We start from the raw sequence: 21,962 nt of genomic DNA, 5'->3' as shown, positions 1-21,962 counted from the left end.
AGGGAAAAACATCACTCAATGGAGAGAAACACCGTCATGACCAGCATGCAGCTGAACGACCAGGATGTCCGCCAGAAGGGCTTGGCCCGGATGGCTGAAAAGCTGGCCGGGTGGACGCAGAAGTGGTTCCCGGATGCCTACATCTTTGCCCTGGCAGGCGTGCTGCTGGTGGCCATCGCAGCCCTCGCCATCGGCGCTTCACCCAAGGCCGTGGTGGATTCCTTCGGCAACGGGTTCTGGGACCTCACCGCCTTCACCCTGCAGATGGCAATGGTGGTGCTGACCGGCTACGTTGTGGCAACCTCGCCGCCCGTGGCCCGCCTGATTGACCGGCTGGCGCAGGTTCCGACCTCCGCACGGGCCGCTGTCAGCTTCGTGGCCGTGATGTCCATGTCAGTGTCATTCGTGAACTGGGGTCTGAGCCTGATCTTCGGCGGGCTCCTGGCTCGTGCCGTGGCCCGGCGGGGGGACCTGCACGTCGATTACCGGGCCCTCGGTGCAGCGGCCTTCATGGGCCTAGGCGCAGTCTGGGCGTTGGGCATGTCCTCCTCGGCGGCCCAGCTCCAGGCGACAAAGGCCTCGATTCCGCCGGCGCTGCTGAAAATCACCGGCGTCCTGGACTTCGGCACCACCATCTTCACTTGGCAGTCCCTGCTGACCCTGGTCATCCTGATGCTGCTGACCACCGTCATCGCCCACTTCTCCGCCCCGACCGGAGGCGCCGTCAAGACGGCCGCCGATCTCGGCGTCGACCTTGATGACCAGCCCGAGCCGCCAGCCGAAAAGTCCCGGCCCGGGGAATGGCTCGAATACAGCAGGGTCCTGCCCATCCTGGCCGGAGTGCTGACCCTGGGCTGGCTCGTATCCCAGCTGCTGACCCTGCCCATCCTGAGCGTGGTCAGCTCACTGAACGGGTACCTGCTGGTCTTCCTGATGCTGGGGCTGGTGCTGCACGGAACCCCGCGCAAGTTCCTCCAGTCCGTGACCAAGGCCGTACCCGCCACCGCAGGCATTTTGGTCCAGTTCCCGCTCTATGCCGCGATGGCGGCCATCCTGACCAAGGCCACCGGCGCGGGCGGACTCTCGGTCTCAGAGCACCTGGCACACTTCTTCACAAGCATCGGCGGCAACGGGGCGTTCGCGGTCATCATTGCCATCTACACGGCGCTCCTTGGCATGTTCGTGCCCTCCGGCGGCGGAAAGTGGCTGGTGGAGGCGCCGTACGTCATGCAGTCAGCCACCGACGTGAACATGAACCTGGGCTGGACCGTGCAGATCTACAACATGGCCGAGGCCCTGCCCAACCTCATCAACCCGTTCTTCATGCTGCCGCTGCTGGCCGTCCTGGGCCTGCGCGCCAGGGACCTGGTGGGCTTCACGTTCCAGCAGTTCCTGTTCCACCTCCCGGTGGTGCTGCTGCTCGCCTGGCTGCTGGGATGACGTTTGAGTTCGTGCCACCGGTAATACCCAACTGATTAAGCCAAGACCACTAAAGGAGAACCCCATGGGATGGACCAGGGATGAAATGGCTGCGATCGCGGCCGAAGAATTGAACGACGGCGACTACGTGAACCTGGGGATCGGCATCCCCACGCTGGTGGCCAACAACCTGCCCGACGGCGTGCGGGTGGTCCTGCAGAGCGAGAACGGCCTGCTGGGCATGGGTCCGTTTCCGTACGAGGGCGAGGAGGATGCCGACCTCATCAATGCCGGCAAGCAGACCGTGACGGTACTGCCCGGCGGCAGCATCTTCGACTCCGCCACCTCCTTCGGGATGATCCGTGGCGGGCACGTCAAGGTTGCGATCCTGGGGGCCATGCAGGTTTCCGGCAGCGGGGACCTTGCCAACTGGACCATCCCCGGGAAGATGGTCAAAGGCATGGGTGGGGCAATGGACCTCGTGGCCGGGACCCCGCGCGTGGTGGTCCTCACGGAACACAACGCCAAGGACGGAACCGCCAAGATCGTCCGCGAATGCACCCTCCCGCTGACCGGGCTCAGCTGCGTGGACCGGATCATCAGCGACCTTGCGGTCTTTGACCTCGAAAAGACGGGCGACGGCGGGCGGCAGCTCATGCTGACCCGGCTGGCACCGGGGGTCACCGTGGCGGAGATCCGGGAGAAGACCGAAGCCGCATTCGACGTCGCCCCCTCCCTCGACTCAACCCCCACCTTTGAAGGAGCCACAGCATGAGCCTCAAGAATCAGTTCGGCAAGGATGTCCTGCTCACCGGCTGGGGCCACAGCAAGTTCGGCAAGCTGACCGACGAGACCCTGGAATCCCTCATTGTCCAGGTGGCCACGGACGCCATCAGCAGCGCGGGCATTGAACCGGGCCAGATCGACGAAATCTACGTGGGACAGTTCAACTCCGGAATGATGCCGCTGGCGTTTCCCTCCTCCCTGGCCCTGCAGGTTTCCCCCGACCTGGCCAACGTCCCGTCCACCCGCGTCGAGAATGCCTGCGCCTCCGGTTCCGCTGCCTTCCAGCAGGGCGCCAAATCACTGCTGGCAGGAACTGCCAGGAGTGTCCTGGTGATCGGCGCCGAGAAGATGACCCACGCCGGTGCCGACGTCGTGGGGGCCGCGCTGCTCGGGGCGGATTACGACATGGCCGGCAAGCCCTCCACCACCGGTTTCACCGGCCTCTTCGCCGAGGTGGCAAAGCACTATGAGAAGCGCTACGGGCCGGTTTCCGATGTGCTGGGCACGATCGCGGCGAAGAACCACCGCAACGGCATGGACAACCCGTACGCCCAGCTCCGCAAGGACCTCGGCGAGGAGTTCTGCCAGACCGTCTCGGACAAGAACCCGGTGGTGGCCGATCCCCTGCGCCGTACGGACTGTTCCCCTGTCTCCGACGGAGCAGCCGCCGTCGTGCTGTCCGTTTCACCTACCGGTGGCGCCACGGATCCGGTGCGGCTGGCCGGCTTCGGCCAGGCCAACGACTTCTTCCCCACCGAGCGCCGCGACCCCACCGCCTTCGCCGCCACCCGCGCCTCCTGGCAGCGTGCCCTGGCGATGGCCGGCCTGGGGCTGGAAGACCTGGACTTCGCCGAGGTGCACGACTGCTTCACCATCGCCGAACTGCTCATGTACGAGGCCATGGGCCTGACCGAACCCGGCCAGGGCTCCCGCGCCGTAAAGGAAGGCTGGGTCTTCAAGGACGGCAAGCTGCCCATTAACGTCTCTGGCGGCCTGAAAGCCAAGGGCCACCCCGTGGGTGCTACCGGCGTCTCACAGCATGTCATCGCCGCGATGCAGCTCACGGGCACTGCGGGCGCCATGCAGCTGGCCGCTCCGCGCCGCGCTGCGGTGCAGAACATGGGTGGCGTGGGCATCGCCAACTACGTCAGCATCCTCGAGGCCGTTTAGCATCCTGCGGTGGGGTCCGCGGTCGTGGGGCACTTTGGCGCCGCCAGCGGCCGTTCTGGGCAATAACGACGGCGTGTCCGTGCCAAAGTGCCCCACGACGGCAGATGGGGTCCGGGCAGGTTAAGCAGCGCCCCGGATCACCGCCGCGAGCTCCTTGAAACCGAGCCGCTCCGCGTTCTGCAGGGCCGTCCGCCCTTCCGGATCGCGGATGGCCGGGTCTGCCCCGGCTTCCAGGAGGAGCCGCACCACCTCCTGCTGGCGGGGACCGCCGTTGTTGAGCAGCACCGCCTCCTGCATGGCGGTCCACCCCAGGTTGTTCACATGGTTGACGGGGACACCGGCCGCAATGAGTATCCTTACCGTTTCCACGTGCCCGTGCTCGCTGGCGGGGATCAGGGCGGTGCCGCCGTAGCGGTTGGTTGCGGCCACGTCCGCCCCGGCGCCCAGTGTCAGCTGCAGCACCTCATTGAAGCCCTCGGCGCCCGCGTACAGGAACGCCGAATCCTGGATGGAGTCCTTGGCGTTGACGTCCCCTCCGCGGTTGATGAGTTGGGCCACCAAAGGCGCATTGTTGGCTTTCGCGGCAGCAATCAAGTCCTGGTCGAGCTGCGCCTGCTGAGCGGCTGAAAGGGCAGCAGGGGACGTGGCGGGAGCCGCCGTCGGGGAAACGCCGCCACCAGATGGTGCCCCGGTGCCCGGGCCGCCGGGGCTGACAGAGACAACGGATGGCGGAGAGCCCACTTCTTGAGGTTCACCGGGACTGGCCTGGCATCCGGCCAGGAACATGGCCATGCCCATTCCGGTAATGAGCAATGCCCCAGTGCGGTTCCGCCCCATAAGCGCAGCCTACTTTGCAGTTCCGGCGGCGGCGATGGCGTCCGCCCCGGCGGTGGCGCACGCCTCATCCAGGGCGCCGTCGGGCGCTCCACCCACACCGATGCCAGCCACGGAAACGCCGTTGACCTTCAGCGGGACACCGCCCGCCAGGAACAGGGTGCCTGGCAGGTCCGCGATCGAGGGGCCGTTGCCGTTGACGCGCTTGGCCAGCTCGCTGGTGGCGGTGCCGAAGGCTGCGGCGGTGTAGGCCTTTTGCTTGGCGGCCTCAATGGTGTGGGCAGCGGCGTTGTCTCCCCGCAGCAGTGCCTGGACGGTGCCAAAGCGGTCCACGAGTGCAACGGTGACGAACGGCAGTTTGTCCGCCTGGCACTTGGCGAGCGCCGCTGAGACAGCCTGGGCGGAGGCTGTGGCAGAGATGCGGTTCTGCTGCACCACCGTCTCCGGGGCCGGGTGGACATCAACGGCAGGTACGACGGCGGGTGTTTCAGTGCCGCTGACACGGCCAGTACCGGCGTTGGCGGCTGCGGTGGCTCCGGCCGTCACCAGGATTGCCCCGGCTGCTGCGGCGGCGAGTACTTTGTGGGACTTCTTCATGATGCATTCCTTGGGTTGGGTGGTCTTTGTTGCCGGTTTCCATCCTTCAGGGCCGCGGTTGGCGCGGCATCGGGCGTTCGTCTGTCCCTGGCTGGCCCGAAAGGCCAGCCGTATCAGCCAAAAGGCTGAGGGACCGGACGGCCCTGGAGCCCTAGCATGGAAGGCAGTGAATCCCACCATGAGATCCGGACCCCGCATGCCTGGCAGAGATACCACCCCAAGCTCCGGCCCCGCGGCCGCCGTTGCCGCCGGCGGCAACACCACGGGGCCCCGTCCGGCACCGCCCACCCCAAAGGAACGCCTGGGAAGCATCGAGGCCGCAGTCCATCTCGGCTTTGCAGTGCTCCTGGTGGCATCGGTGGTGCGGTACGTCATGAGGCACTCCCCGGCGGACAACCTTGTGGTCCTGGGACTCGCCGCCGCCGCCTGCCTGCTCTACGCCGTCGTGGCCCTGCTCCCGCTGCGGGACCGGCACCCCGCCCCGTGGATGGTTGCGCTGGTGGCAGTCTGGGCGGTCCTGGTGGTGGCAGCACCGAGCTTCGCGTGGTGTTCCTTCGCCCTTTTCTTCCTGTGCAGGAGTGTGCTGCGCGGTGCCGCGTCCTACGTCCTGGCGGGTGCCATCACCCTGGCAACCGCGGCCGGACTGTTTCGGCTGGGCAACGGCACAGACGTCGCCATGCTGCTGGGACCTGTGGCAGTAGGCGTGATGCTGACGCTTATCTACGACCGGATACAGCACGACGCCGAGGAGCAGCGCCGCCTGCACGCGGAGGTTTCGCTTGCCCAGGGCCAGCTGGCGGCGAGTGAACGCCGTGCCGGCACCATTGCCGAACGGGAGCGGGTGTCCCGTGAAATCCACGACACCGTCACCCAGGGGCTCGCCAGCAGCCTGCTCCTACTGGAAGCTGCGGGCCGTGCATGGCCAGGCGCGGCAGCGCAGGAGGATCTTCACCAGGCCACCCGCCTGCTGCGCACCAACCTGGCGGAAACCCGGAGCCTGGTCCACGAGCTTGCCTCCCCCGGACTGGAATCGACCCCGTTGCCGGAGGCGCTGCTGCTTGCCGCCAGGCAGTACGTGCCAGGAGCCACCCTCACGGTGACGGGCAGGCCGGGGCCGGTCCCGCCGGAGGTCCGGCACGCCCTGCTGCGGGTGGCGCAGAGCGCGGCCGCCAACATCGCGCTGCATGCTTCAGCAACAGTTGCCGCCCTGACGGTGGGCTTCCTGCCGGACGCCGTCACCTTGGACATTTACGACGACGGTACCGGCTTTGACCCCGCGGCGGCAGCTCCGCCGTCGAGCGCCGGAGGGTACGGCCTGCGGGCCATGCGGCAGCGGGTGGAGCAGCTGGGTGGCGTTTTCTCGGTGCAAAGCGCTCCCGGCGAAGGGACCATCGTGGCCGCGCAATTGCCGTTGGAGGGCGGTAAATGAGCAGCATCACGGTCCTGCTGGTGGATGACCACCTGGTGGTTCGGAGCGGCCTGCGCGCGTTGCTGGGAACCCAGCCTGATATGGAAGTCGTAGCCGAGGCATCCTCCGGCGGGGAGGCGTTGGAGCTGGTGCGCGCGCACTCCCCGGCGGTGGTGGTGATGGACCTTGCCATGGGCCCGGGCATGGATGGAATCGAAGCCATCAGGCGGATCCGGGACGTCAACAGCCGGCAGGCGATCCTGGTTTTCACCACCTACGACTCGGATGCCGATATTGTCCGGGCAGTGGACTCCGGGGCCATGGGCTACCTCTTGAAGGATGCCGCCCCGGAGGAGATTTTTGCCGCCATCCGGGGCGCGGTGCAGGGCAGGAGCGTGATGAGCCCGCCGGTGGCCTCCCGGTTGTTCCAGCAGCTGCGCAACCCGGACGAGGTGCTCACGCCCCGGGAGGCCGAACTGCTCAGCCTGCTCACCGAGGGCCTGAGTAACCGCGAACTCGGGCGGCGGCTCTTTATCTCAGAGGCCACCGTCAAAACCCACCTGGCACACATCTACGCCAAGCTCGGAGTGGACACCCGGGCGGCCGCAATTGCCACCGCAATCCGGCGTGAGGGGATGCGGTAACAGCGCTTTATGGCCAATACCCTTGCACCATGGCCCCGCGCCCCGTACGTTGGGGACTGCGGGGGACGTTCTCCGCACACTCCGGGATGATTCCCGGAGAGAGAATCAGAGTCACATGAAGGAATGCAGCCATGGCAACAGGCACAGTTAAATGGTTCAACGCCGAAAAGGGTTTTGGCTTCATTGCCCCCGATGACGGGTCCGCTGACGTTTTCGCCCACTACTCGGCAATCGCCTCCAGCGGATACCGCTCCCTGGACGAGAACCAGAAGGTCGAATTCGATGTGACCCAGGGCCCCAAGGGTCCGCAGGCAGAGAACATCCGCCCGCTCTAAGTCTTCGGCGGCCTCCGGCAACTGCCGGGACCCCATCCAGCGGCCCCTCCACCCCAGGTGGAGGGGCCGCTGTTTTGTGCGCATCTGTTTTGAGGGCCGCTGATTTTATGGGTCAGCGCACCTCGGTTCTGCTTTTGGGATAATTGATCCATGACCGGACAGGACCAGGACAGGGATCCTTGGGACGAGTTTGACGCCCTCGGACCCGCGGCGCCGGACCGCGTGCCGGGCCAACCCGGCGGGGAGCCGCACGGTTTTGGCTTCCGTACCGGGGTACGCAGCGCCAAGGTGGCCGTCGGTTTTGCCGTTTACGCGCTGGCGCTGGGAACCATTTTGGCCCTGACAGGATGCATCGTCTTCATCAGCCGGCAGCAATGGCTGCTGACCGGCCTCATGCTGGTGTTTGAGGCGGTCTTCGTTTTCGCTTTCACGCGGTTGGTGGCCCAGGCACGGCGCCGCTCTCCGCGCGGGCGTCAGGCCCGCTGACAGCCCGACGCCCTGACCTTGACCTTGACGCGGCGTCAAACCCTAGGCTCGGTGCATGGAAGAAATCCCCGCAACGGGCGGACGGGACTGGTCCATCCAGGACGTCGCCAGGATTGCCGGCACCACCAGCCGCACGCTGCGCCACTATGACGACATTGGACTGCTGAAGCCCAGCCGGGTGGGCAGCAACGGTTACCGCTATTACGACAGCGCCGCCCTCCTTCAGCTCCAGCGCATTCTCTTGCTGCGGGAGCTGGGACTGGGCCTGCCGGCCATCGCGGAGGTCTTCCACCGGCACACCGATCCGGTCATCGAGCTCACCCGCCATCTCGAGTGGCTTGGCCAGGAGCAGCAGCGGCTGGCACGGCAGATTCGGTCGGTGCGGCAAACAATCGAAACAGTAAGGGCAGGAGGCCAGCTGATGGCAGGGGACATGTTCGAGGGCTTCGATCACACCCAGTACAAGGATGAGGTGGAGCAACGGTGGGGCAAGGACGCCTACGCGACATCCGACGCGTGGTGGCGCGGCATGCCGGCGGACGAAAAGCGGGAATGGAAGTCCAGGGTGGAGGCTCTTGGCCGGGACTGGCAGGCTGCAGCCCGCTCCCGAGTTGCTGCGGACGGTCCGGAAGCGCGGGAGCTGGCAGCCCGGCACGTCGAGTGGCTGAAGTCCATCCCCGGTACCCCCGCAGCCGACGATGGCGGCAACACCAAGGCATATGTGCTGGGGCTGGCGGACATGTACGTGGAAGACCCGCGCTTCGCCGCCAATTACGGCGGGGTGGAAGGGGCTGGCTTCGTCCGGGCGGCGCTTCGCAGTTTCGCCGAGAAGTTCCTTTAAGGCGACGGCAGCGTCAGTGTCAGCGGCTGCGCTTCCACAACACGGCGGCGGCCCCGGCGGCCGCCGTGGCAGCAACCATCCTGCGCCGCCCCGTCCGCCGTCCGCCGTGCCAGCCACCGCTGACCGCGGCCTTGCGGGTATGGCCCGATGGCTCATAGAGGGTGCCCGTTGAGGCCGCCACCGACTTCTTCCGGGACAGATGGGTCTTCTCCACCTGCACGGCCATGGCCGCTTCCACTTTGGCGGGCGTGACCTTGTGCTGGAGGACCAGCAGCCGGCCGGCAGGGCCCACCACGGCTTCGCGGCGTGGCTTTGCCGCCAGGCTGACGATGGTTCGGGCCACCCGTTCCGGGGTGTAGACCGGCGGCATGGCCACCACTTTCCGTCCCGTGTAGTTGGCGGCGTGCTGGAAGAAGGGAGTGTCAATGGCCGCGGGCAACACGGTGCAGACCTTCACCTTTCGGATGCCGTCCAGTTGCAGCTCCGAACGGATGCTCACGCTGAGGGCACGGACCGCAGCCTTGGACATGGAGTAGGCCGCGGTATAGGGCTGGGAGACCTCGCCCACTATGGACCCGACGTTGACCAGGACTCCGGAACCCTGGGCCCGGAACCGCGGCAGGGCAGCCCGTGCACCATTGACGTATCCACCGATGTTCACGTCCAGGACGCGCCGGAGGTCCGCCAGGGGAACGTCAGTGATCCGGCCGAAGAGGCCGATGGCGGCGTTGTTCACCCATACGTCGAGGTGCCCGAACTCCTCCACTGCACTGGCCGCCAGCGCGTCCACGCTGTCGGCGTCTGTCACATCGGCAGGAACCGCGACCGCCTTGCCGCCCCGCTTCCGGACCTCGTGGGCCAGGCTTTCCAAGGCACCGGCGCTGCGCGCGGCAAGGACCAGGCGGGCACCTTTGTCCGCGAATTCGAGCGCCGTGGCACGGCCGATGCCGCTTGATGCTCCGGTGATGACCACCACTGCCTTCTTGACCCGCATGCCGCCTCCGTCCCGCGCTCCGTGGGGCGCCAACAAAAACACTAAGTAGGCTTACCAGTGCGATCGTATCGGGAGGTGAGCTGCGGGACAAGGTTCCGGTGGCCCGGTTTCCTGCGCGAAAAGCTTGCTGTGGCGGGGACTGGACGGTTGGTAGTCAGCGGCTGGCGCCGGCCCGGTCAGCCTTGGCCCGCTTGGCCCGCCTGGTCCGGCGGATGACGAGCAACACCACGGCAACGGCCAGTGCAGCGTAGACGGCGTAGTTCAGGAACCGGGAGTACTCCTCGATGAGCCGGTACTGGGTGCCCAGGAGGTAACCCAGGCCGATGAGGGCACCATTCCACAGCCCGCTCCCGGCAAGCGTGAAGAGGCTGAAGGTGGCCAGGGGCATGGCAGCCGCCCCGGCCGGCAGCGAAATGAGGCTGCGGACGCCGGGCAACAGGCGGCCAAAGAAGATGGATGACCTGCCGTGGCGGCGGAACCAGCCTGCCGCGTGCTCAAAGTCTTCGCGGTCAACCAAGGGCAGTTTGGACAACCACCGGATGGACCGTTCGAGCCCCAGTTTGGCGCCGAGCCAATAGAGCAGCAGCGCGCCCAGGTATGCGCCGAGGGTGCTGGTGGCGAAGACGAGGAAGAGGTTCAGGGAGCCCTGTTTGGCGAGGTAGCCCGCCAAGGGCAGGATCACCTCGCTGGGGATGGGAGGCACCACCGTTTCGGCAAGCGTGAAGCCGCCTACGCCCCACTCACCGAGGGTGTCGATGGCTCTCGCGGCAAAACCGACGATTCCAGTGAGCCCCTCGGTGGGGGTGGCTGCACCGGTCATGTTTGTCCACATACGTCCATCCCGTCCCCCTGCATGCCTTGGCCGCGCGGCGGCCCGTCTTCTCTACCTTACGGGGCCGCCCCAGACGTGCCATGCCGGTCACGGCCGCCGGACAGGCCGCCGGACGCGCACCGGCAATGGCACCCGGATCACCGGTGCTTGAATTCCGGCTGGCGCTTCCCCGTGAACGCCGCCATGCCTTCCTTCTGGTCCTCGGTGGCGAACAGGGAGTGGAAGAGCCGCCGTTCGAACAGCACCCCCTGGGCCAGCCCGGTTTCGAAGGCGGCGTTTACCGCCTCTTTCGCGGCCATGGCGACCGGTTTGGACTTGGACGCGATCACTTCTGCGGCCTTGATGGCCTCATTCACCACATCCCCGGCCGGAACCACCCGGGACACCAATCCGCACCGGTCCGCTTCCTCGGCATCGATGAACCTGCCGGTCAGGATCAGATCCATCGCTTTTGCCTTGCCTATTGCACGGGTGAGCCGCTGCGAGCCGCCCATGCCGGGAAGCACGCCAAGGTTAATCTCCGGCTGCCCGAATTTGGCGTTGTCTCCGGCGATGATGAGGTCGCACATCATGGCCAGTTCGCAGCCGCCGCCCAGGGCAAACCCGGACACCGCCGCGATGGTGGGAATCCGCAGCCGCGTGAAGTCCTCCCAGCCCCGGAACCAGTCCGCCGTGTACATGTCCATGTAGCCCTGGTCCGCCATCTCCTTGATGTCGGCTCCCGCTGCGAAGGCCTTGCCGGAGCCGGTGATCACCACGGCCCCGATTCCGGGATCGGAATCCATGGCGGTAACGGCTGCGACAAGCTCCTCCATGGTGGCCTTGTTCAGCGCGTTTAACGCGGAGGGCCTGTTGAGGGTCACCAGCCCTACCCTGCCCTGCTGCTCCACCAGGATGTTGGCGTACTCCGTCATTCGGGGCTCCCGTCGTCGTGTGCTGTTGTGGTGCGGCTCCGGGCCGGCAACTGGGTGCCGGCGCGCTCCCCCGGCGGGTCCCCGCCGTCGTGCTGTCCATGGGCATGCCGGCTGGATGAGTCGCGGATGTCCGTGATGATGGCCGAGAAGTCGCGGCCGGCGCCGCCTTCCGCGGCAAACCTATCGTAGATGCGGGCGGCGAGCGCTCCCATCTCTCCCGCCACCCCCGTGCTGTCCAGGGCGTTGACGGCGAGATTGAGGTCCTTGGCCATGAGCGCTGCGGCGAAGCCTGGCCGGTAGTCCCGGTTGGCGGGGCTGGTGGGAACCGGTCCGGGCACCGGGCAGTTGGTGGTCAGCGCCCAGCACTGGCCGGAGGCAGCGGATGCGACGTCGAACAGGGCCTGGTGGGTCAGGCCCAGCTCTTCGCCGAGCACGAAAGCCTCGCTGACCGCGATCATGGAGACGCCCAGGATGAGGTTGTTGCAGATCTTGGCAGCCTGGCCGGCTCCATGTCCGCCGCAATGCACCACCCGCTTGCCCATGACCTCCAGGAGCGGCAACACAGCCTCGAAATCAGCCGCCTCGCCGCCGGCCATGAACGTCAGCGTGCCCGCTTCGGCCCCCACCACGCCACCGGAAACGGGGGCGTCAACGGAACGGTGGCCCGCCTCGATGGCCAGCCGGGCGGCTTCCCGGGCCTCGTCCACATTGATGGTGGAGCAGTCCAGGAACATCGTTCCCGGGGGCGCCGCGGCCAGCAGTCCGGGCCCGTGGGGGCCGCCCAGGTAGGCATCCAGGACGTGGCGGCCGCTGGGAAACATGGTGAGGACCACGTCGGCACCGTCCACCGCATCCAGGGCGCTCCCTGCCACCGGAATACCCTGGGCGCGGGCCGTTTGGAGGGCTTCGGGCACCACATCAAAACCAGCCACCCGGTAACCGGCGCGGTCCAGGTTCAGGGCCATGGGACCGCCCATGTGTCCAAGGCCCAGGAAGGCCACACTGCTCTTTTCAGGCATGGTCGGCCTCCTTTACCGGCACGTCAGGCCGGGAGCCCAGTTCAGGCAGGGAGTGGGGTCCAGCCTGTGGGCGCAAATCCAGTTCCCCGCCGTCCAGGGGCTGGAAGAACCTGTCCACCTGCCCGGGAAGCACCTCTGCCAGGGTGGCAGGTTTCCATTGCGGGTTCCTGTCTTTGTCCACCACCTGGGCGCGGATTCCTTCGCGGAAATCAGTACCGGCCAGGAAACGGATCCCTGCCCGGTACTCCTGGGCCAGGGTTTCATCCAGGGTCAGGGCCGCGGCGCGGCGCAGGGACGCCAGGGTGACCTTGACCGAGGTGGGCGACTTGGCTTCGATCGCGGCAGCGGCTTCAAGGGCTTCCTGCTGCCCCGGCCCCGTCCAGGACCGGAGCCGGGCGACGATTTCCCCTGCGTCGTCCGAGGCGTAGCAGGCATCGATCCAGTCCCGCTGCCCGGCCAGCACCGAGGCGGGGGGCTCTTCGGCAAAGCGGCCGACGGCGGCGTCCGGACTTTCATGCTCCAGCGCAGCCATGAGGCGGGGCAGCGCGTCCGACGGGACGTAACGGTCTGCAAGGCCCAGGAACAAGGCATCCCCCGCCCCCAAGTGTGCTCCTGTCAGGGCCGCATGGGTTCCAGATTCGCCTGGTGCACGGGCAAGCAGGAAGGTCCCGCCCACGTCGGGCGCAAAGCCAATGGTGGTTTCTGGCATCCCCATCCTGGTCCGCTCTGTGACCACGCGGACGTTCCCGTGCGCCGAAATCCCAACCCCGCCGCCCAGGACCAGCCCGTCCATGAGGGCCACGTACGGCTTGGGGTACCGGGCAATCAGCGAGTTCACGCAGTATTCGGTCTGCCAGAAATCGGCCGTTCCGTTTCCGCCGTGCAGCATGTCCCGGTAGATGGCCACGATGTCTCCGCCCGCGCACAGGCCACGCTCCCCGGCGCCCTGCATCAGGACGGCAGCCACGTCGTCGTCCCCTGCCCATGCGGTGAGCTGCCGCAGGAGCAGGTCCACCATTCCAGCGGTGAGTGCGTTGACGGCGCGCGGCCGGTTGAGGGTGATCACGCCCAGCCCGCCGCGGCGTTCAAAAAGTACGTCCGCACCTTTCCCTGCCGCGCTGTCCGTTGTGCTGTCCTTGGCTTCGGTCATCGGCGGGGTGCTCCTTCGCATGGTGGCCGGATGCGTGATCCAGGTCATTCTGTTGCGAATATACCCGCCCGTTCCTGCCGGGAACCAACCGCGGCGGATCGTGGGCGCCGGCGCGTCCAGGCTTTACCCGGCGTGCGGCCGCCAAGGTAAGTTAGGAACCGTGAAGATAGCTACCTGGAATGTGAATTCGCTCCGTGCCCGCGCCGACCGCGTTGAAGCCTGGCTCCAGCGCAGCGACTGCGACGTCCTGGCCATCCAGGAGACCAAGTGCAAGGACGACAACTTCCCGTGGGAGCTCTTTGAACGGATGGGCTACGAGGTGGCCCACTTCGGGGTGAACCAGTGGAACGGCGTCGCCATCGCCTCCCGCGTGGGGCTTGAGGACGTGGAGCGGACATTCCTTGACCAGCCTTCCTTCGGCAAGGCCGGCAAGGATCCCGTGCAGGAAGCCCGGGCCATGGCTGCCACCTGCGGCGGCGTCCGCATCTGGAGCCTCTATGTCCCCAACGGCCGATCCCTTGACGACGAACACATGCCGTACAAGCTCAAGTGGCTGGAAAGCCTCAAGACGCACGCCCAGTCGCTGGTCACGGACAACCCGCAGGCGCAGGTGGCGTTGATGGGCGACTGGAACATCGCCCCCTTCGACGATGACGTTTGGGACATTGACCTGTTCATCAGGAACCGGGCCACGCACGTCAGCCCGCCCGAGCGCGAGGCGTTCCACGCCTTCGAAGCAGCCGGCTACACCGATGTGGTGCGCCCCTACACCCCCGGCCCCGGCGTCTACACCTACTGGGACTACACACAGCTGCGGTTCCCCAAGAAGGAAGGCATGCGGATCGACTTCATCCTGGCCTCCCCGGCCCTTGCCGCACGCGTCACCGGCGCCTCGATCGACCGCGAGGAACGCAAGGGCAAGGGCGCCTCAGACCACGCTCCCGTACTGGTGGAACTGGCGGACTGATGACTGCAACCTGGACCCATTCAAGGAGACCGTAATGACGGGAAACCTCTACCGGGGCCAGGCCGGCCTGCCTTTTTCCTCAACCCTGCGCGTCTACGAACCCCTGGAAGCCTTCCCGGAGGAACAACGCCCGGCCATCCAGGCGGCCGGGGCGCAGGCCGTGTCGCGTGCCGCCGTCGAAAACGCTGAACTGCTGGCCTCGCTGGGGCGCATCACCCGCTCCGGCGGCGACCCCTTCCCCACGGGGCGCACGGACCTCATGCGCGTCACCACCGCGCCGGCCCCGGATGACGGAACGTCCGACGACGGTGCTGGCGCGGACACCGAGCCCGTCCTCCTGTACTGCCCCAGCCAGCTGGTCCTGCGCGCCGGGCTGGCGGCCAACGCCCTGATGGAGGGAATCCACGGCCCGCTGGCCGAGCTGCTGATCCCCGAGGAGCAGCGTGACCGGCACCAGGAGCGGATTGACCAAGTGAAGGCCCGGGACGGATCCATCCGGGTGCACACCAGGGCGTCCACCTGGGGAATCCCGTTCAGCTGGTTCTCACTGTTCATGGAATCGGACCGCAAGGATGTGGTTGAAGCCGCGGGACGCATCCTCACCGTGCGGGTCTGGGCATCCATCACCGATGCCCTGGAGCGGGCCCGCTACGCGGTGGCCAACCTGGCACTCGCCGCCCCGGACCTGGACATGCTTGATGACCTGGCGCAGCTGACGGAGTGGCTTGAGCAGTTCCACGTGAACTCCATGGTGGAACTGGACTACGGGGCCGTGGCGGACAAGGTCTACCCTGACGAATCGCCCATGGATATCCGGCTGGGCATCGAGTGCCTCGCGGAGGGTGACATGACCGGGGCCGCGGCGGCCTACCGCCGGCTCGCCTCCCGCTGGATCCCCATCCGGCAACTGGCCCGCGCGTCCTGACCCGTCGTCAGTTCCGGGCGCTTCAGTTCTTTGGGCGTGCGGTGGTGCGCCGGATGATCAGCTCGTGGGGCGCGACGGCGGAATGGACAGCTCCGGTCTCACCGTCCAGTTCGTCAAGCAGCATCTTGGTGGCCAGCTCGGCCTGCTCGTCGGGACGTTGCCCAACTGTGGTCAGGCCCATGGCGTCGGCGAAGTCGTGGTTGTCGATGCCCACCACTGACAGTTCGCCGGGCACGTTCACGCCGACCCGGTTGGCCTCGAAGATGACGCCCATGGCCATCTCGTCCGAGGCGCAGAAGATTGCCGTGGGCTTTTGGCCGGGACGGGACCACAGGCGGCGGAAGGCCTCCTGGCCGCTGCGGACGGTGAAGTCCCCCCATTCGTCCCATTCCGGCCTGGTGGGCAGCCCGGCTGCTGCCATCACGTCCTTGAACGCCAGGATGCGCACCCGGGGGACGTCGAAGTTCAGGTCGGTCTCGTCGTCGCCATGCAGCAGGGCGATGTCCCGGTGGCCCAGGTCGATCAGGTGCCGGACCGCGGTGGAGGCAGCGGCGTAATCGTCAATGCCGATGTAGGGGCATTCCTCAACGTGGCCGCCAACAACAACCAGCGGGATGTCAATCTTCTGCAGGTGCTCAATCTCTTCGTGGCTGAGCGCCATACACAACACCAGCAGGGCGTCGATCTGTTTGTAGACCATGGTCTTGCTGAAGAGCCGCTCACGGTTGCTGCCGTGGCCACCCAGATTGAAGAGGGAAAGGTTGTAATGCCGGGCGTGCAACTCGCGGTCGGCGCCCTCAATGGCTTTGGAGAAGAACCAGCGGCTCACGAACGGAGCCAGGACACCGATGGTCTTGGTCCGGCCCGTGGCCAGGCCGGAGGCGGAGGAAGAGGCGACGTAGCCCAGGTTCCCGGCCACCTCCAGGATCTTTTCCCGGGTTGCCGGCGAGACCCGTGGCAATCCTCGGACGGCCCGGGAAACAGTGGCCGTTGAGACTCCGGCGGCTGCCGCCACGTCCTCGATGCTGACGCCATTATGGCCGCCCCGCTGGGACCTTTCCGTTGTCCGTGCCACAGTGTCCCCTCTTTAACTCCTTTTCGGCGTAGGGCCGAATAGCCCTGCGTTTACCTCCGGCCATGAATCTTCCCACTCTGCGGCCAGGCAGTGATAACCCGGGCAAGGATGACAGCAGCGTGGAGCCGCCGCCGTCCGCCCTATCTGCGGGCGGGAAGTTTTCGGCGCAGCCGAATCATTCCGTACAGCGCCAGCAGAGTTGCCAAAAGGCCCAGGGCCCAGCCGAGGGCGGGTTGGGCCGTGACTTCCATCCACACGGTGACCACCAGAAGGACCAGTGCCCAAAACGCAAGGAAGCCGATGATGATGTCGAAGTCCTCACCCGAGCGGACCAGCTTGCTGCGGTTTCCCGCCCCCGTTGTGCGGGGGCGGGAACCGTTGTGTGTCACTTGACTGCACCAGCCGTCAGGCCGGCGACAATCTTGCGCTGGAACACCAGCACCAGGATCACCAGCGGGATGGTGACGATGGTGCCCGCGGCCATGATGGCCGTGTACGGGATCTGGTTGGGCTGGGCACCTGCGAAGTTGGCAATGGCCACCGTCACCGGCTGGGTTGCGTCGCTGGACAGCTGGCTGGCGATCAGGAACTCATTCCACGAGGAAATGAAGGCCAGGATGGCCGTGGTGAAGATCGCCGGTGCTGCCAGGGGCATGATGACCTTGCGGAAGGCCTGGCCCTGGGTGCAGCCGTCAACGCGCGCCGATTCCTCCAGCTCCCACGGCATTTCCCGGAAGAACGAGGTCATGGTGTAGACCGTCAGCGGGAGGACGAAGGAGATGTTGGGGATGATCAGCGCCTGGTAGCTGCCCATCCAGCCGATGTTGGTGAACAGCTGGAAGAGGGGGGTGATCAGGGCGACGCCGGGGAACATGGAGGCTCCCAGGATGAAGCCGAGCACCAGGAACTTGCCCCGGAAGTTCAGCCGGGCCAGGGCGTAGGCCGCAAATACGCCGATCAGCAGCGAGATGGCGGTAACCACCCCGCCGATGAAAACACTGTTCAGCAGTGCCTGGCCGAACCTGTTGCCGAAGGACGTATCAAAGGCTGTATTGAAGTTGTCCAGGGTTACATGGGTGGGCAGGATCGACGTGTCGTAGGTGAAGCCCACCTCACGGAAAGCCGTGACTACCATCCAGTACGCCGGCGCCAGGCACCAGATCAGGATGACAGCGGCGCTGATGTAGGTGCGCCCCTGCGCCCACTTCTCGCGGTTTTGCGCAGCTTTGCGGCCCTTGTCCTGCCGTGCCCGCAGGGCAGAGGCGTCTGCTGTTGCCGTGGTCATTTCTTCCCCTTTCCGGTGGCGCCGCTCTGCTCAACCACGTTGGCGCCGAGGAAGCGGACGAAGATGAAGGCGACGAGGAAGATGATGATGAAGGTGATGGTGGACAGCGCGGCGGCCGAGTTGAACCCTTGCCTGATCTGGTTAATCACCAGGATGGACAAGGTGGTGGTGTTGTTCGCGCCGCCGGTCAGGATGTAGGGCAGGTCGAACATGCGCAGTGCATCCAGGGTACGGAACAGGATTGCCACCATCAGCGCCGGCTTGACCAGCGGCAGGGTGATCAGGCGGAACCGCTGCCAGGCACTGGTGCCGTCAACTTTCGCTGCTTCGTAGACTTCGGCCGGGATCATCTGCAGGCCGGCCAGAATCAGCAGTGCCATGAACGGCGTGGTCTTCCAGACGTCCGCGATGATGACAGCCCATTTGGCAGGCCACTCACTGCCCGTCCACAGGATGGTGGTGTTGAACAGCTTGTTGGCAATGCCTTCGAAGGCGAAGATAAAGAACCACAGCTTGGCCGTCACGGCCGTGGGGATGGCCCAGGGCACCAGCACGGCGGCACGGACCAGGCTGCGTCCACGGAACGTGCGGGCCATGATCATGGCCATCCAGAAGCCCAGGACGGTCTCCAGCGTTACCGTCACGATCGTGAAGAAGAACGTGGTGGCGGTGGCGGACCAGAACTGGCCGCCCAGTGTGCCCGGCGGGCAGGCTACGGTTCCGCCGCCCGGCGCCGAGCACTGCTGCGCCAGCCAGTTCACGTAGTTCTGAATGCCGGCGGAGCCGCCTGCCGTGAAGAGGCCGGTGGCGGGATCCAGGCCGGCGTCCTTTTGGAAGGACATGACGATGGCGCTGATGATGGGGTAAATGATCACTACGCCCAGCGCGACGATGGTGGGGGCCAGGAGCCAGGATGCCCACCGGCCCTGGCTTGCAATCCTGTTGTCCTCCCCTACGCCCTTGGGCGCGTGATGGACGGGGGTACCGCCCGACGCCGGCTTCTTGACCGGCGTCGGGCCTAGTTCGGTTGCCATGGCAGAACTACTGTCCCGCACCAGCGGATTCGATGGACTTCTGCATATCAGTAAGCGCGCTTTCCACTGACTTTTCTCCCTTGATGGCGGGGTATGCGTTCTCTTGGATTGCCTTGGTGACCGCCGGGTAGAACGGCGTCACGGGACGCGGTACGGCGTTCTGGATCGAGGTCTGGAGAACAGACAGATAAGGCAGCTTGGCCACGAGTGCCTGGTCTTCGTACAGGGACGTCAGGATCGGAGCCAGCGAGGCCTGGTTCGCAAAGAACTTCTGGTTTTCCTCGGTCTCGATGAACTTGATGAAATCCAAGGCCGTGGCCTTGTTCTTGGAATACACGCTGATGGCTGCGTTGTGTCCGCCAAGGGCGGAAGCCCCGGGGCCATCCTTGCCCGGCAGGGGCGCCATGCCGAACTTGTCCTTGACCGCAGAAGAGCCTTCAGTGCTCATCAGGCTGTAGACGTAGGGCCAGTTGCGCAGGAACAGCAGCTTGCCGCTCTGGAAAGCCTGGCGGCTGTCCTCTTCCTTGAAGGTGATGGCTTCCTTCGGGATGTTGCCGTCCGCGTATGCCTTGGCCAGGTTCTCCAGGCCGGCCTTGGCTTCCGGCGTGTTCAGGTTCGGCTTGCCGTCCTTGCCCAGGACGGAACCGCCGGCAGAGTTGATGGCCTCGGAAGCGTTCACCGTGAGGCCCTCATACTTGCTGTACTGCCCGGCATAGCAGCCGATGCTGTTCTGCTTGGCGATGGAGCACATTCCCATCATCTCGTCCCAGGTCTTGGGCGGTTCGGGGACCAGGTCCTTGCGGTAGAAGAGGATGCCACCGTCGGAATCCTTGGGCGCAGCGTAGAGCGTGCCCTTATAGGATGCGGCTTCCACCGGTGCCTTAAGCATCTTGGAAGTGTCGATGGCCATCTTGTCCTTCAGCGGCTGCAGCCACCCCTTGGCCGCAAACTCTGCCGTCCACACAACGTCGACGCTGACCACGTCATAGTCGGACTGCTTGGCCTGGAAGTGCTGGACGAGGTCGTCGTGCTGCTGGTCTGCCTGGTCGGTCTGCTCTTTGAACGTGACCTTTTCATCCGGGTGCGCCGCGTTCCACTTCTCAATGAAGGGGCGCACAACATTGTTGTTGTCCTTGCCCTGGACATAGGTGATGGGGCCGCGGCCGTCGAGGTTGGCGTCAGCGTCGCTGCCTCCCCCGCCCGTGGTGCCCCCTCCACCTCCGCCGCCGCAGGCGGACAACGTAAGGGCCAGAATGCCGGCAGTGGCAGCCGGAAGCAGGAATCTCGGGGTTTTCATTAGCTTGAAGCTCCTCGCTGAGTGACAAGTAAGTCGACAGTGCGCTTGCTAGGTGAGGTTGATGTGGTGACCATCACACTAGTAAGGTTGCTGTCGGGAATGCAAGCGTTTACATCAAAAAGTTATCAGAGGGGAACCAAATGCCCTACACATCCGTTCCGGCGCCCCGCCCAACACCATCAGCCTGGTGGGCAGACGCCGTGGTCTACCAGATCTACCCCCGGTCCTTCGCCGACGGCAACGGTGATGGAATGGGCGACCTGCGCGGCGTCCGGGAGCGGCTGCCCTATCTTCAAGGGCTGGGCGTGGATGCCATCTGGCTGTCCCCGTTCTACAAGTCGCCGCAGGCCGACGGCGGCTACGACGTTGCGGACTACCGGCAGGTGGACCCGCTTTTCGGTTCGCTGGCGGACTTCGACGCCATGCTGCAGGAAGCTCACCGCCGCGGGCTGAAGGTCATAGTGGACCTGGTTCCCAACCATACCTCGGACGAGCATGACTGGTTCCGGGAAGCGCTGGCGGCAGCGCCGGGGAGTCCTGAACGCGGCCGCTACATCTTCCGCGACGGCAAGGATGAGGTGCCGGGATCCGGGGACGGCAGGCAGGCGCCCAACAACTGGAAATCCATTTTTGGCGGGCCGGCCTGGAGCCGCGTGACCGAGGCGGACGGATCTCCCGGCCAGTGGTACCTGCACCTCTTTGACACCAAGCAGCCGGACCTGAACTGGGAGAACCCGGAAGTGCACGAGGAAATGCGTTCGGTACTGCGCTTCTGGCTGGACCGCGGCGCGGACGGCTTCCGTGTGGATGTTGCCCACGGTCTGGTCAAGGAAGCAGGACTTCCGGACTGGGAGGGGGCAGCTGCGATGGTGGAAGGGACCTCCGCCCCGCGCCGGGAGAGCCACCTGCCCGGTGATGCACCCCACGCCCACACCGATGCCGAGGAACCGCACCGGGCTGTGTCCCCGATGTATCCGCCGTCACCCTTCTTCGACCAGGACGGCGTCCATGCCATCTACCGCGACTGGAACCGGGTCCTGGCCGAATTTGGCGGGGACCGGATGATGGTGGCCGAGGCCTGGGTGGAACCGGCCGAGCGGCTGGCCAGGTACGTCCGGCCCGATGAGATGCAGCAGGCGTTCAACTTCGATTTCCTGCTGGCCGGCTGGGACGCCGAACGCATGGCTGAGGCCATCGACGCATCCCTGGCAGCGGCAGCATCCGTGGGGGCGCCCTGCACCTGGGTCCTCAGCAACCACGACACAGTCCGGCACAGCACGCGGTTTGGGCTCAAGGATCCCACCATGTTCCCCAAGGGCATTGGCGCTGGCGACGAACAGCCCGATCCAGCCCTGGGCCTTGCGCGGGCACGGGCCGCCACGCTGGTTGCGCTGGCGCTTCCGGGGTCGGCCTACCTTTACCAGGGCGAGGAACTGGGTCTTCCGGAGCACACCACCCTTCCCGACTCAGCCAGGCAGGACCCAACCTTCTTCCGCACCCAGGGTGCCGAGATCGGCCGGGACGGCTGCCGCGTCCCGCTGCCGTGGGCTGCGGACCAGCCCGGTTTCGGTTTCTCTGGAGATCTATCCGGGGACGTTCCCGCACCGTGGCTCCCCCAGCCGGAAAGCTTCGGTCCCCTGGCCGCCGACCAGCAGGACGGCGAGGAGGGCTCAACGCTGGAGCTATACCGGGCCGCCCTTGCCTTCAGGTCAGCCCGGCAGCTGGGCACGGGCAGCGTGGAGTGGACTGATGAGCACGCGCCGGACAGCGGTCTGCTGGCGTTCCGGAACGGCCAGGTGGTGGTGCTGTCCAATTTGGGCTTCGCCTCGGCCCCCGTGCCGGAAGGTTACGCCGTGGTGCTGTCCAGCGGTCCTGAACCGGCCGAAGACTGGGCCGGAATGCGGGAGGTTCCCGTGGACTGCACCGTGTACCTGCAGAGGGTGTAGCGGC

General features: G+C 66.1%; 23 protein-coding genes. 11 read left to right on the top strand and 12 right to left on the bottom strand.

The genetic code is table 11. From position 1 onward, the window contains the following. Positions 1-18: 18 nt before the first annotated feature. The 3 genes from FBY33_RS07770 to FBY33_RS07760 all read left to right on the top strand — a co-directional run bounded on the left by FBY33_RS07770 (position 19) and on the right by FBY33_RS07760 (position 3,375). Positions 19-1,440: a short-chain fatty acid transporter gene (locus tag FBY33_RS07770; RefSeq protein ID WP_235010482.1), complete on the top strand. Its 1,422-nt coding sequence runs from the start codon at positions 19-21 to the stop codon at positions 1,438-1,440. A gap of 64 nt (positions 1,441-1,504) precedes the next feature. After that, positions 1,505-2,194, top strand: a complete 690-nt coding sequence (locus FBY33_RS07765) for a CoA transferase subunit B (protein WP_142030071.1) — start codon at positions 1,505-1,507, stop codon at positions 2,192-2,194. Beyond that, a complete protein-coding gene (locus tag FBY33_RS07760; RefSeq protein ID WP_142030070.1) occupies positions 2,191-3,375 on the top strand; it encodes an acetyl-CoA acetyltransferase in 1,185 nt (394 codons plus the stop codon). Before FBY33_RS07765 ends, FBY33_RS07760 begins: the two co-directional genes overlap by 4 nt. A 120-nt stretch (positions 3,376-3,495) precedes the next feature. Here FBY33_RS07760 and FBY33_RS07755 read toward each other — a convergent pair whose 3' ends face one another. Together FBY33_RS07755 and FBY33_RS07750 are read right to left on the bottom strand one after the other, a co-directional pair. After that, positions 3,496-4,212, bottom strand: a complete 717-nt coding sequence (locus tag FBY33_RS07755; protein ID WP_235010481.1) for an ankyrin repeat domain-containing protein — start codon at positions 4,210-4,212, stop codon at positions 3,496-3,498. A 9-nt stretch (positions 4,213-4,221) separates the two neighbouring features. Then, the gene (locus FBY33_RS07750; RefSeq protein ID WP_142030069.1) at positions 4,222-4,806 is read right to left on the bottom strand and encodes a GlcG/HbpS family heme-binding protein; all 585 of its coding nucleotides are present in this window, start codon (positions 4,804-4,806) and stop codon (positions 4,222-4,224) included. Positions 4,807-5,002: 196 nt separating this feature from the next. Here FBY33_RS07750 and FBY33_RS07745 point away from each other — a divergent pair, with 196 nt between their 5' ends. From FBY33_RS07745 to FBY33_RS07725, 5 genes are all read left to right on the top strand, one after another. After that, positions 5,003-6,235 carry a sensor histidine kinase gene (locus tag FBY33_RS07745; protein ID WP_142030068.1) on the top strand — a complete coding sequence of 411 codons (1,233 nt, stop codon included), beginning with the start codon at positions 5,003-5,005 and terminating at the stop codon, positions 6,233-6,235. Continuing rightward, positions 6,232-6,858, top strand: a complete 627-nt coding sequence (locus FBY33_RS07740) for a response regulator (protein ID WP_142030067.1) — start codon at positions 6,232-6,234, stop codon at positions 6,856-6,858. The genes FBY33_RS07745 and FBY33_RS07740 overlap by 4 nt, the downstream gene beginning before the upstream one ends. 131 nt (positions 6,859-6,989) lie before the next feature. Next, positions 6,990-7,193: a cold-shock protein gene (locus FBY33_RS07735; protein WP_013599688.1), complete on the top strand. Its 204-nt coding sequence runs from the start codon at positions 6,990-6,992 to the stop codon at positions 7,191-7,193. Positions 7,194-7,343: 150 nt separating this feature from the next. Beyond that, positions 7,344-7,679 carry a hypothetical protein gene (locus FBY33_RS07730; protein ID WP_142030066.1) on the top strand — a complete coding sequence of 112 codons (336 nt, stop codon included), beginning with the start codon at positions 7,344-7,346 and terminating at the stop codon, positions 7,677-7,679. A 55-nt stretch (positions 7,680-7,734) separates the two neighbouring features. Beyond that, positions 7,735-8,520: a MerR family transcriptional regulator gene (locus tag FBY33_RS07725; protein WP_142030065.1), complete on the top strand. Its 786-nt coding sequence runs from the start codon at positions 7,735-7,737 to the stop codon at positions 8,518-8,520. A 19-nt stretch (positions 8,521-8,539) separates the two neighbouring features. Here FBY33_RS07725 and FBY33_RS07720 read toward each other — a convergent pair whose 3' ends face one another. The 5 genes from FBY33_RS07720 to FBY33_RS07700 form a co-directional block, all read right to left on the bottom strand. After that, positions 8,540-9,514 carry an SDR family oxidoreductase gene (locus tag FBY33_RS07720; protein WP_142030064.1) on the bottom strand — a complete coding sequence of 325 codons (975 nt, stop codon included), beginning with the start codon at positions 9,512-9,514 and terminating at the stop codon, positions 8,540-8,542. A gap of 154 nt (positions 9,515-9,668) precedes the next feature. Next, positions 9,669-10,346 (bottom strand): DedA family protein, encoded by a 678-nt coding sequence (locus FBY33_RS07715; protein ID WP_142030063.1) that lies wholly within the window; start codon positions 10,344-10,346, stop codon positions 9,669-9,671. A gap of 137 nt (positions 10,347-10,483) precedes the next feature. Next, a complete protein-coding gene (locus FBY33_RS07710; RefSeq protein WP_142030062.1) occupies positions 10,484-11,260 on the bottom strand; it encodes an enoyl-CoA hydratase in 777 nt (258 codons plus the stop codon). Further along, on the bottom strand, positions 11,257-12,279 hold the full coding sequence (mmsB, locus tag FBY33_RS07705) for a 3-hydroxyisobutyrate dehydrogenase (protein WP_142030061.1): 1,023 nt from the start codon (positions 12,277-12,279) through the stop codon (positions 11,257-11,259). The genes FBY33_RS07710 and mmsB overlap by 4 nt, the downstream gene beginning before the upstream one ends. Continuing rightward, the gene (locus tag FBY33_RS07700; protein WP_142030060.1) at positions 12,272-13,429 is read right to left on the bottom strand and encodes an enoyl-CoA hydratase/isomerase family protein; all 1,158 of its coding nucleotides are present in this window, start codon (positions 13,427-13,429) and stop codon (positions 12,272-12,274) included. Before FBY33_RS07700 ends, mmsB begins: the two co-directional genes overlap by 8 nt. A 160-nt stretch (positions 13,430-13,589) precedes the next feature. On the opposite strand from FBY33_RS07700, the gene FBY33_RS07695 reads away from it, so the two are divergent. Together FBY33_RS07695 and FBY33_RS07690 are read left to right on the top strand one after the other, a co-directional pair. Then, the gene (locus tag FBY33_RS07695; protein WP_142030059.1) at positions 13,590-14,396 is read left to right on the top strand and encodes an exodeoxyribonuclease III; all 807 of its coding nucleotides are present in this window, start codon (positions 13,590-13,592) and stop codon (positions 14,394-14,396) included. Positions 14,397-14,430: 34 nt separating this feature from the next. Continuing rightward, positions 14,431-15,321: a hypothetical protein gene (locus FBY33_RS07690; RefSeq protein ID WP_142030058.1), complete on the top strand. Its 891-nt coding sequence runs from the start codon at positions 14,431-14,433 to the stop codon at positions 15,319-15,321. A 22-nt stretch (positions 15,322-15,343) separates the two neighbouring features. On the opposite strand, the gene FBY33_RS07685 is transcribed toward FBY33_RS07690, so the two are convergent. From FBY33_RS07685 to FBY33_RS07665, 5 genes are all read right to left on the bottom strand, one after another. Further along, positions 15,344-16,396 carry a LacI family DNA-binding transcriptional regulator gene (locus tag FBY33_RS07685; protein ID WP_142030057.1) on the bottom strand — a complete coding sequence of 351 codons (1,053 nt, stop codon included), beginning with the start codon at positions 16,394-16,396 and terminating at the stop codon, positions 15,344-15,346. 140 nt (positions 16,397-16,536) lie between these two features. Beyond that, complete coding sequence (locus tag FBY33_RS07680) at positions 16,537-16,785, bottom strand: hypothetical protein (RefSeq protein ID WP_142030056.1); 249 nt, start codon at positions 16,783-16,785, stop codon at positions 16,537-16,539. Next, entirely contained in the window at positions 16,782-17,681 is a 900-nt protein-coding gene (locus tag FBY33_RS07675; RefSeq protein WP_142030055.1) for a carbohydrate ABC transporter permease, read from the bottom strand. The genes FBY33_RS07680 and FBY33_RS07675 overlap by 4 nt, the downstream gene beginning before the upstream one ends. Then, positions 17,678-18,715 (bottom strand): carbohydrate ABC transporter permease, encoded by a 1,038-nt coding sequence (locus FBY33_RS07670; RefSeq protein WP_142030054.1) that lies wholly within the window; start codon positions 18,713-18,715, stop codon positions 17,678-17,680. Before FBY33_RS07670 ends, FBY33_RS07675 begins: the two co-directional genes overlap by 4 nt. Positions 18,716-18,722: 7 nt before the next feature. Then, on the bottom strand, positions 18,723-20,012 hold the full coding sequence (locus tag FBY33_RS07665) for an ABC transporter substrate-binding protein (protein WP_142030053.1): 1,290 nt from the start codon (positions 20,010-20,012) through the stop codon (positions 18,723-18,725). Positions 20,013-20,152: 140 nt separating this feature from the next. On the opposite strand from FBY33_RS07665, the gene FBY33_RS07660 reads away from it, so the two are divergent. Next, entirely contained in the window at positions 20,153-21,958 is a 1,806-nt protein-coding gene (locus FBY33_RS07660) for a glycoside hydrolase family 13 protein (RefSeq protein ID WP_142030052.1), read from the top strand. Positions 21,959-21,962 lie beyond the last annotated feature (4 nt).

Origin of the sequence: Arthrobacter sp. SLBN-112 (genome assembly GCF_006715225.1) — a bacterium.
Taxonomy (GTDB): Bacteria; Actinomycetota; Actinomycetes; order Actinomycetales; family Micrococcaceae; genus Arthrobacter.
This window is presented reverse-complemented; position numbering and strand designations above follow the sequence as displayed.

Coding starts and splice junctions, on each gene's coding strand:
- FBY33_RS07770 (WP_235010482.1), top strand. CDS start 19: ATGGAGAGAAACACCGTCATGACCAGCATGCAGCTGAACGACCAGGAT.
- FBY33_RS07765 (WP_142030071.1), top strand. CDS start 1,505: ATGGGATGGACCAGGGATGAAATGGCTGCGATCGCGGCCGAAGAATTG.
- FBY33_RS07760 (WP_142030070.1), top strand. CDS start 2,191: ATGAGCCTCAAGAATCAGTTCGGCAAGGATGTCCTGCTCACCGGCTGG.
- FBY33_RS07755 (WP_235010481.1), bottom strand. CDS start 4,212: ATGGGGCGGAACCGCACTGGGGCATTGCTCATTACCGGAATGGGCATG.
- FBY33_RS07750 (WP_142030069.1), bottom strand. CDS start 4,806: ATGAAGAAGTCCCACAAAGTACTCGCCGCCGCAGCAGCCGGGGCAATC.
- FBY33_RS07745 (WP_142030068.1), top strand. CDS start 5,003: ATGCCTGGCAGAGATACCACCCCAAGCTCCGGCCCCGCGGCCGCCGTT.
- FBY33_RS07740 (WP_142030067.1), top strand. CDS start 6,232: ATGAGCAGCATCACGGTCCTGCTGGTGGATGACCACCTGGTGGTTCGG.
- FBY33_RS07735 (WP_013599688.1), top strand. CDS start 6,990: ATGGCAACAGGCACAGTTAAATGGTTCAACGCCGAAAAGGGTTTTGGC.
- FBY33_RS07730 (WP_142030066.1), top strand. CDS start 7,344: ATGACCGGACAGGACCAGGACAGGGATCCTTGGGACGAGTTTGACGCC.
- FBY33_RS07725 (WP_142030065.1), top strand. CDS start 7,735: ATGGAAGAAATCCCCGCAACGGGCGGACGGGACTGGTCCATCCAGGAC.
- FBY33_RS07720 (WP_142030064.1), bottom strand. CDS start 9,514: ATGCGGGTCAAGAAGGCAGTGGTGGTCATCACCGGAGCATCAAGCGGC.
- FBY33_RS07715 (WP_142030063.1), bottom strand. CDS start 10,346: ATGTGGACAAACATGACCGGTGCAGCCACCCCCACCGAGGGGCTCACT.
- FBY33_RS07710 (WP_142030062.1), bottom strand. CDS start 11,260: ATGACGGAGTACGCCAACATCCTGGTGGAGCAGCAGGGCAGGGTAGGG.
- mmsB (WP_142030061.1), bottom strand. CDS start 12,279: ATGCCTGAAAAGAGCAGTGTGGCCTTCCTGGGCCTTGGACACATGGGC.
- FBY33_RS07700 (WP_142030060.1), bottom strand. CDS start 13,429: ATGACCGAAGCCAAGGACAGCACAACGGACAGCGCGGCAGGGAAAGGT.
- FBY33_RS07690 (WP_142030058.1), top strand. CDS start 14,431: ATGACGGGAAACCTCTACCGGGGCCAGGCCGGCCTGCCTTTTTCCTCA.
- FBY33_RS07675 (WP_142030055.1), bottom strand. CDS start 17,681: ATGACCACGGCAACAGCAGACGCCTCTGCCCTGCGGGCACGGCAGGAC.
- FBY33_RS07670 (WP_142030054.1), bottom strand. CDS start 18,715: ATGGCAACCGAACTAGGCCCGACGCCGGTCAAGAAGCCGGCGTCGGGC.
- FBY33_RS07665 (WP_142030053.1), bottom strand. CDS start 20,012: ATGAAAACCCCGAGATTCCTGCTTCCGGCTGCCACTGCCGGCATTCTG.
- FBY33_RS07660 (WP_142030052.1), top strand. CDS start 20,153: ATGCCCTACACATCCGTTCCGGCGCCCCGCCCAACACCATCAGCCTGG.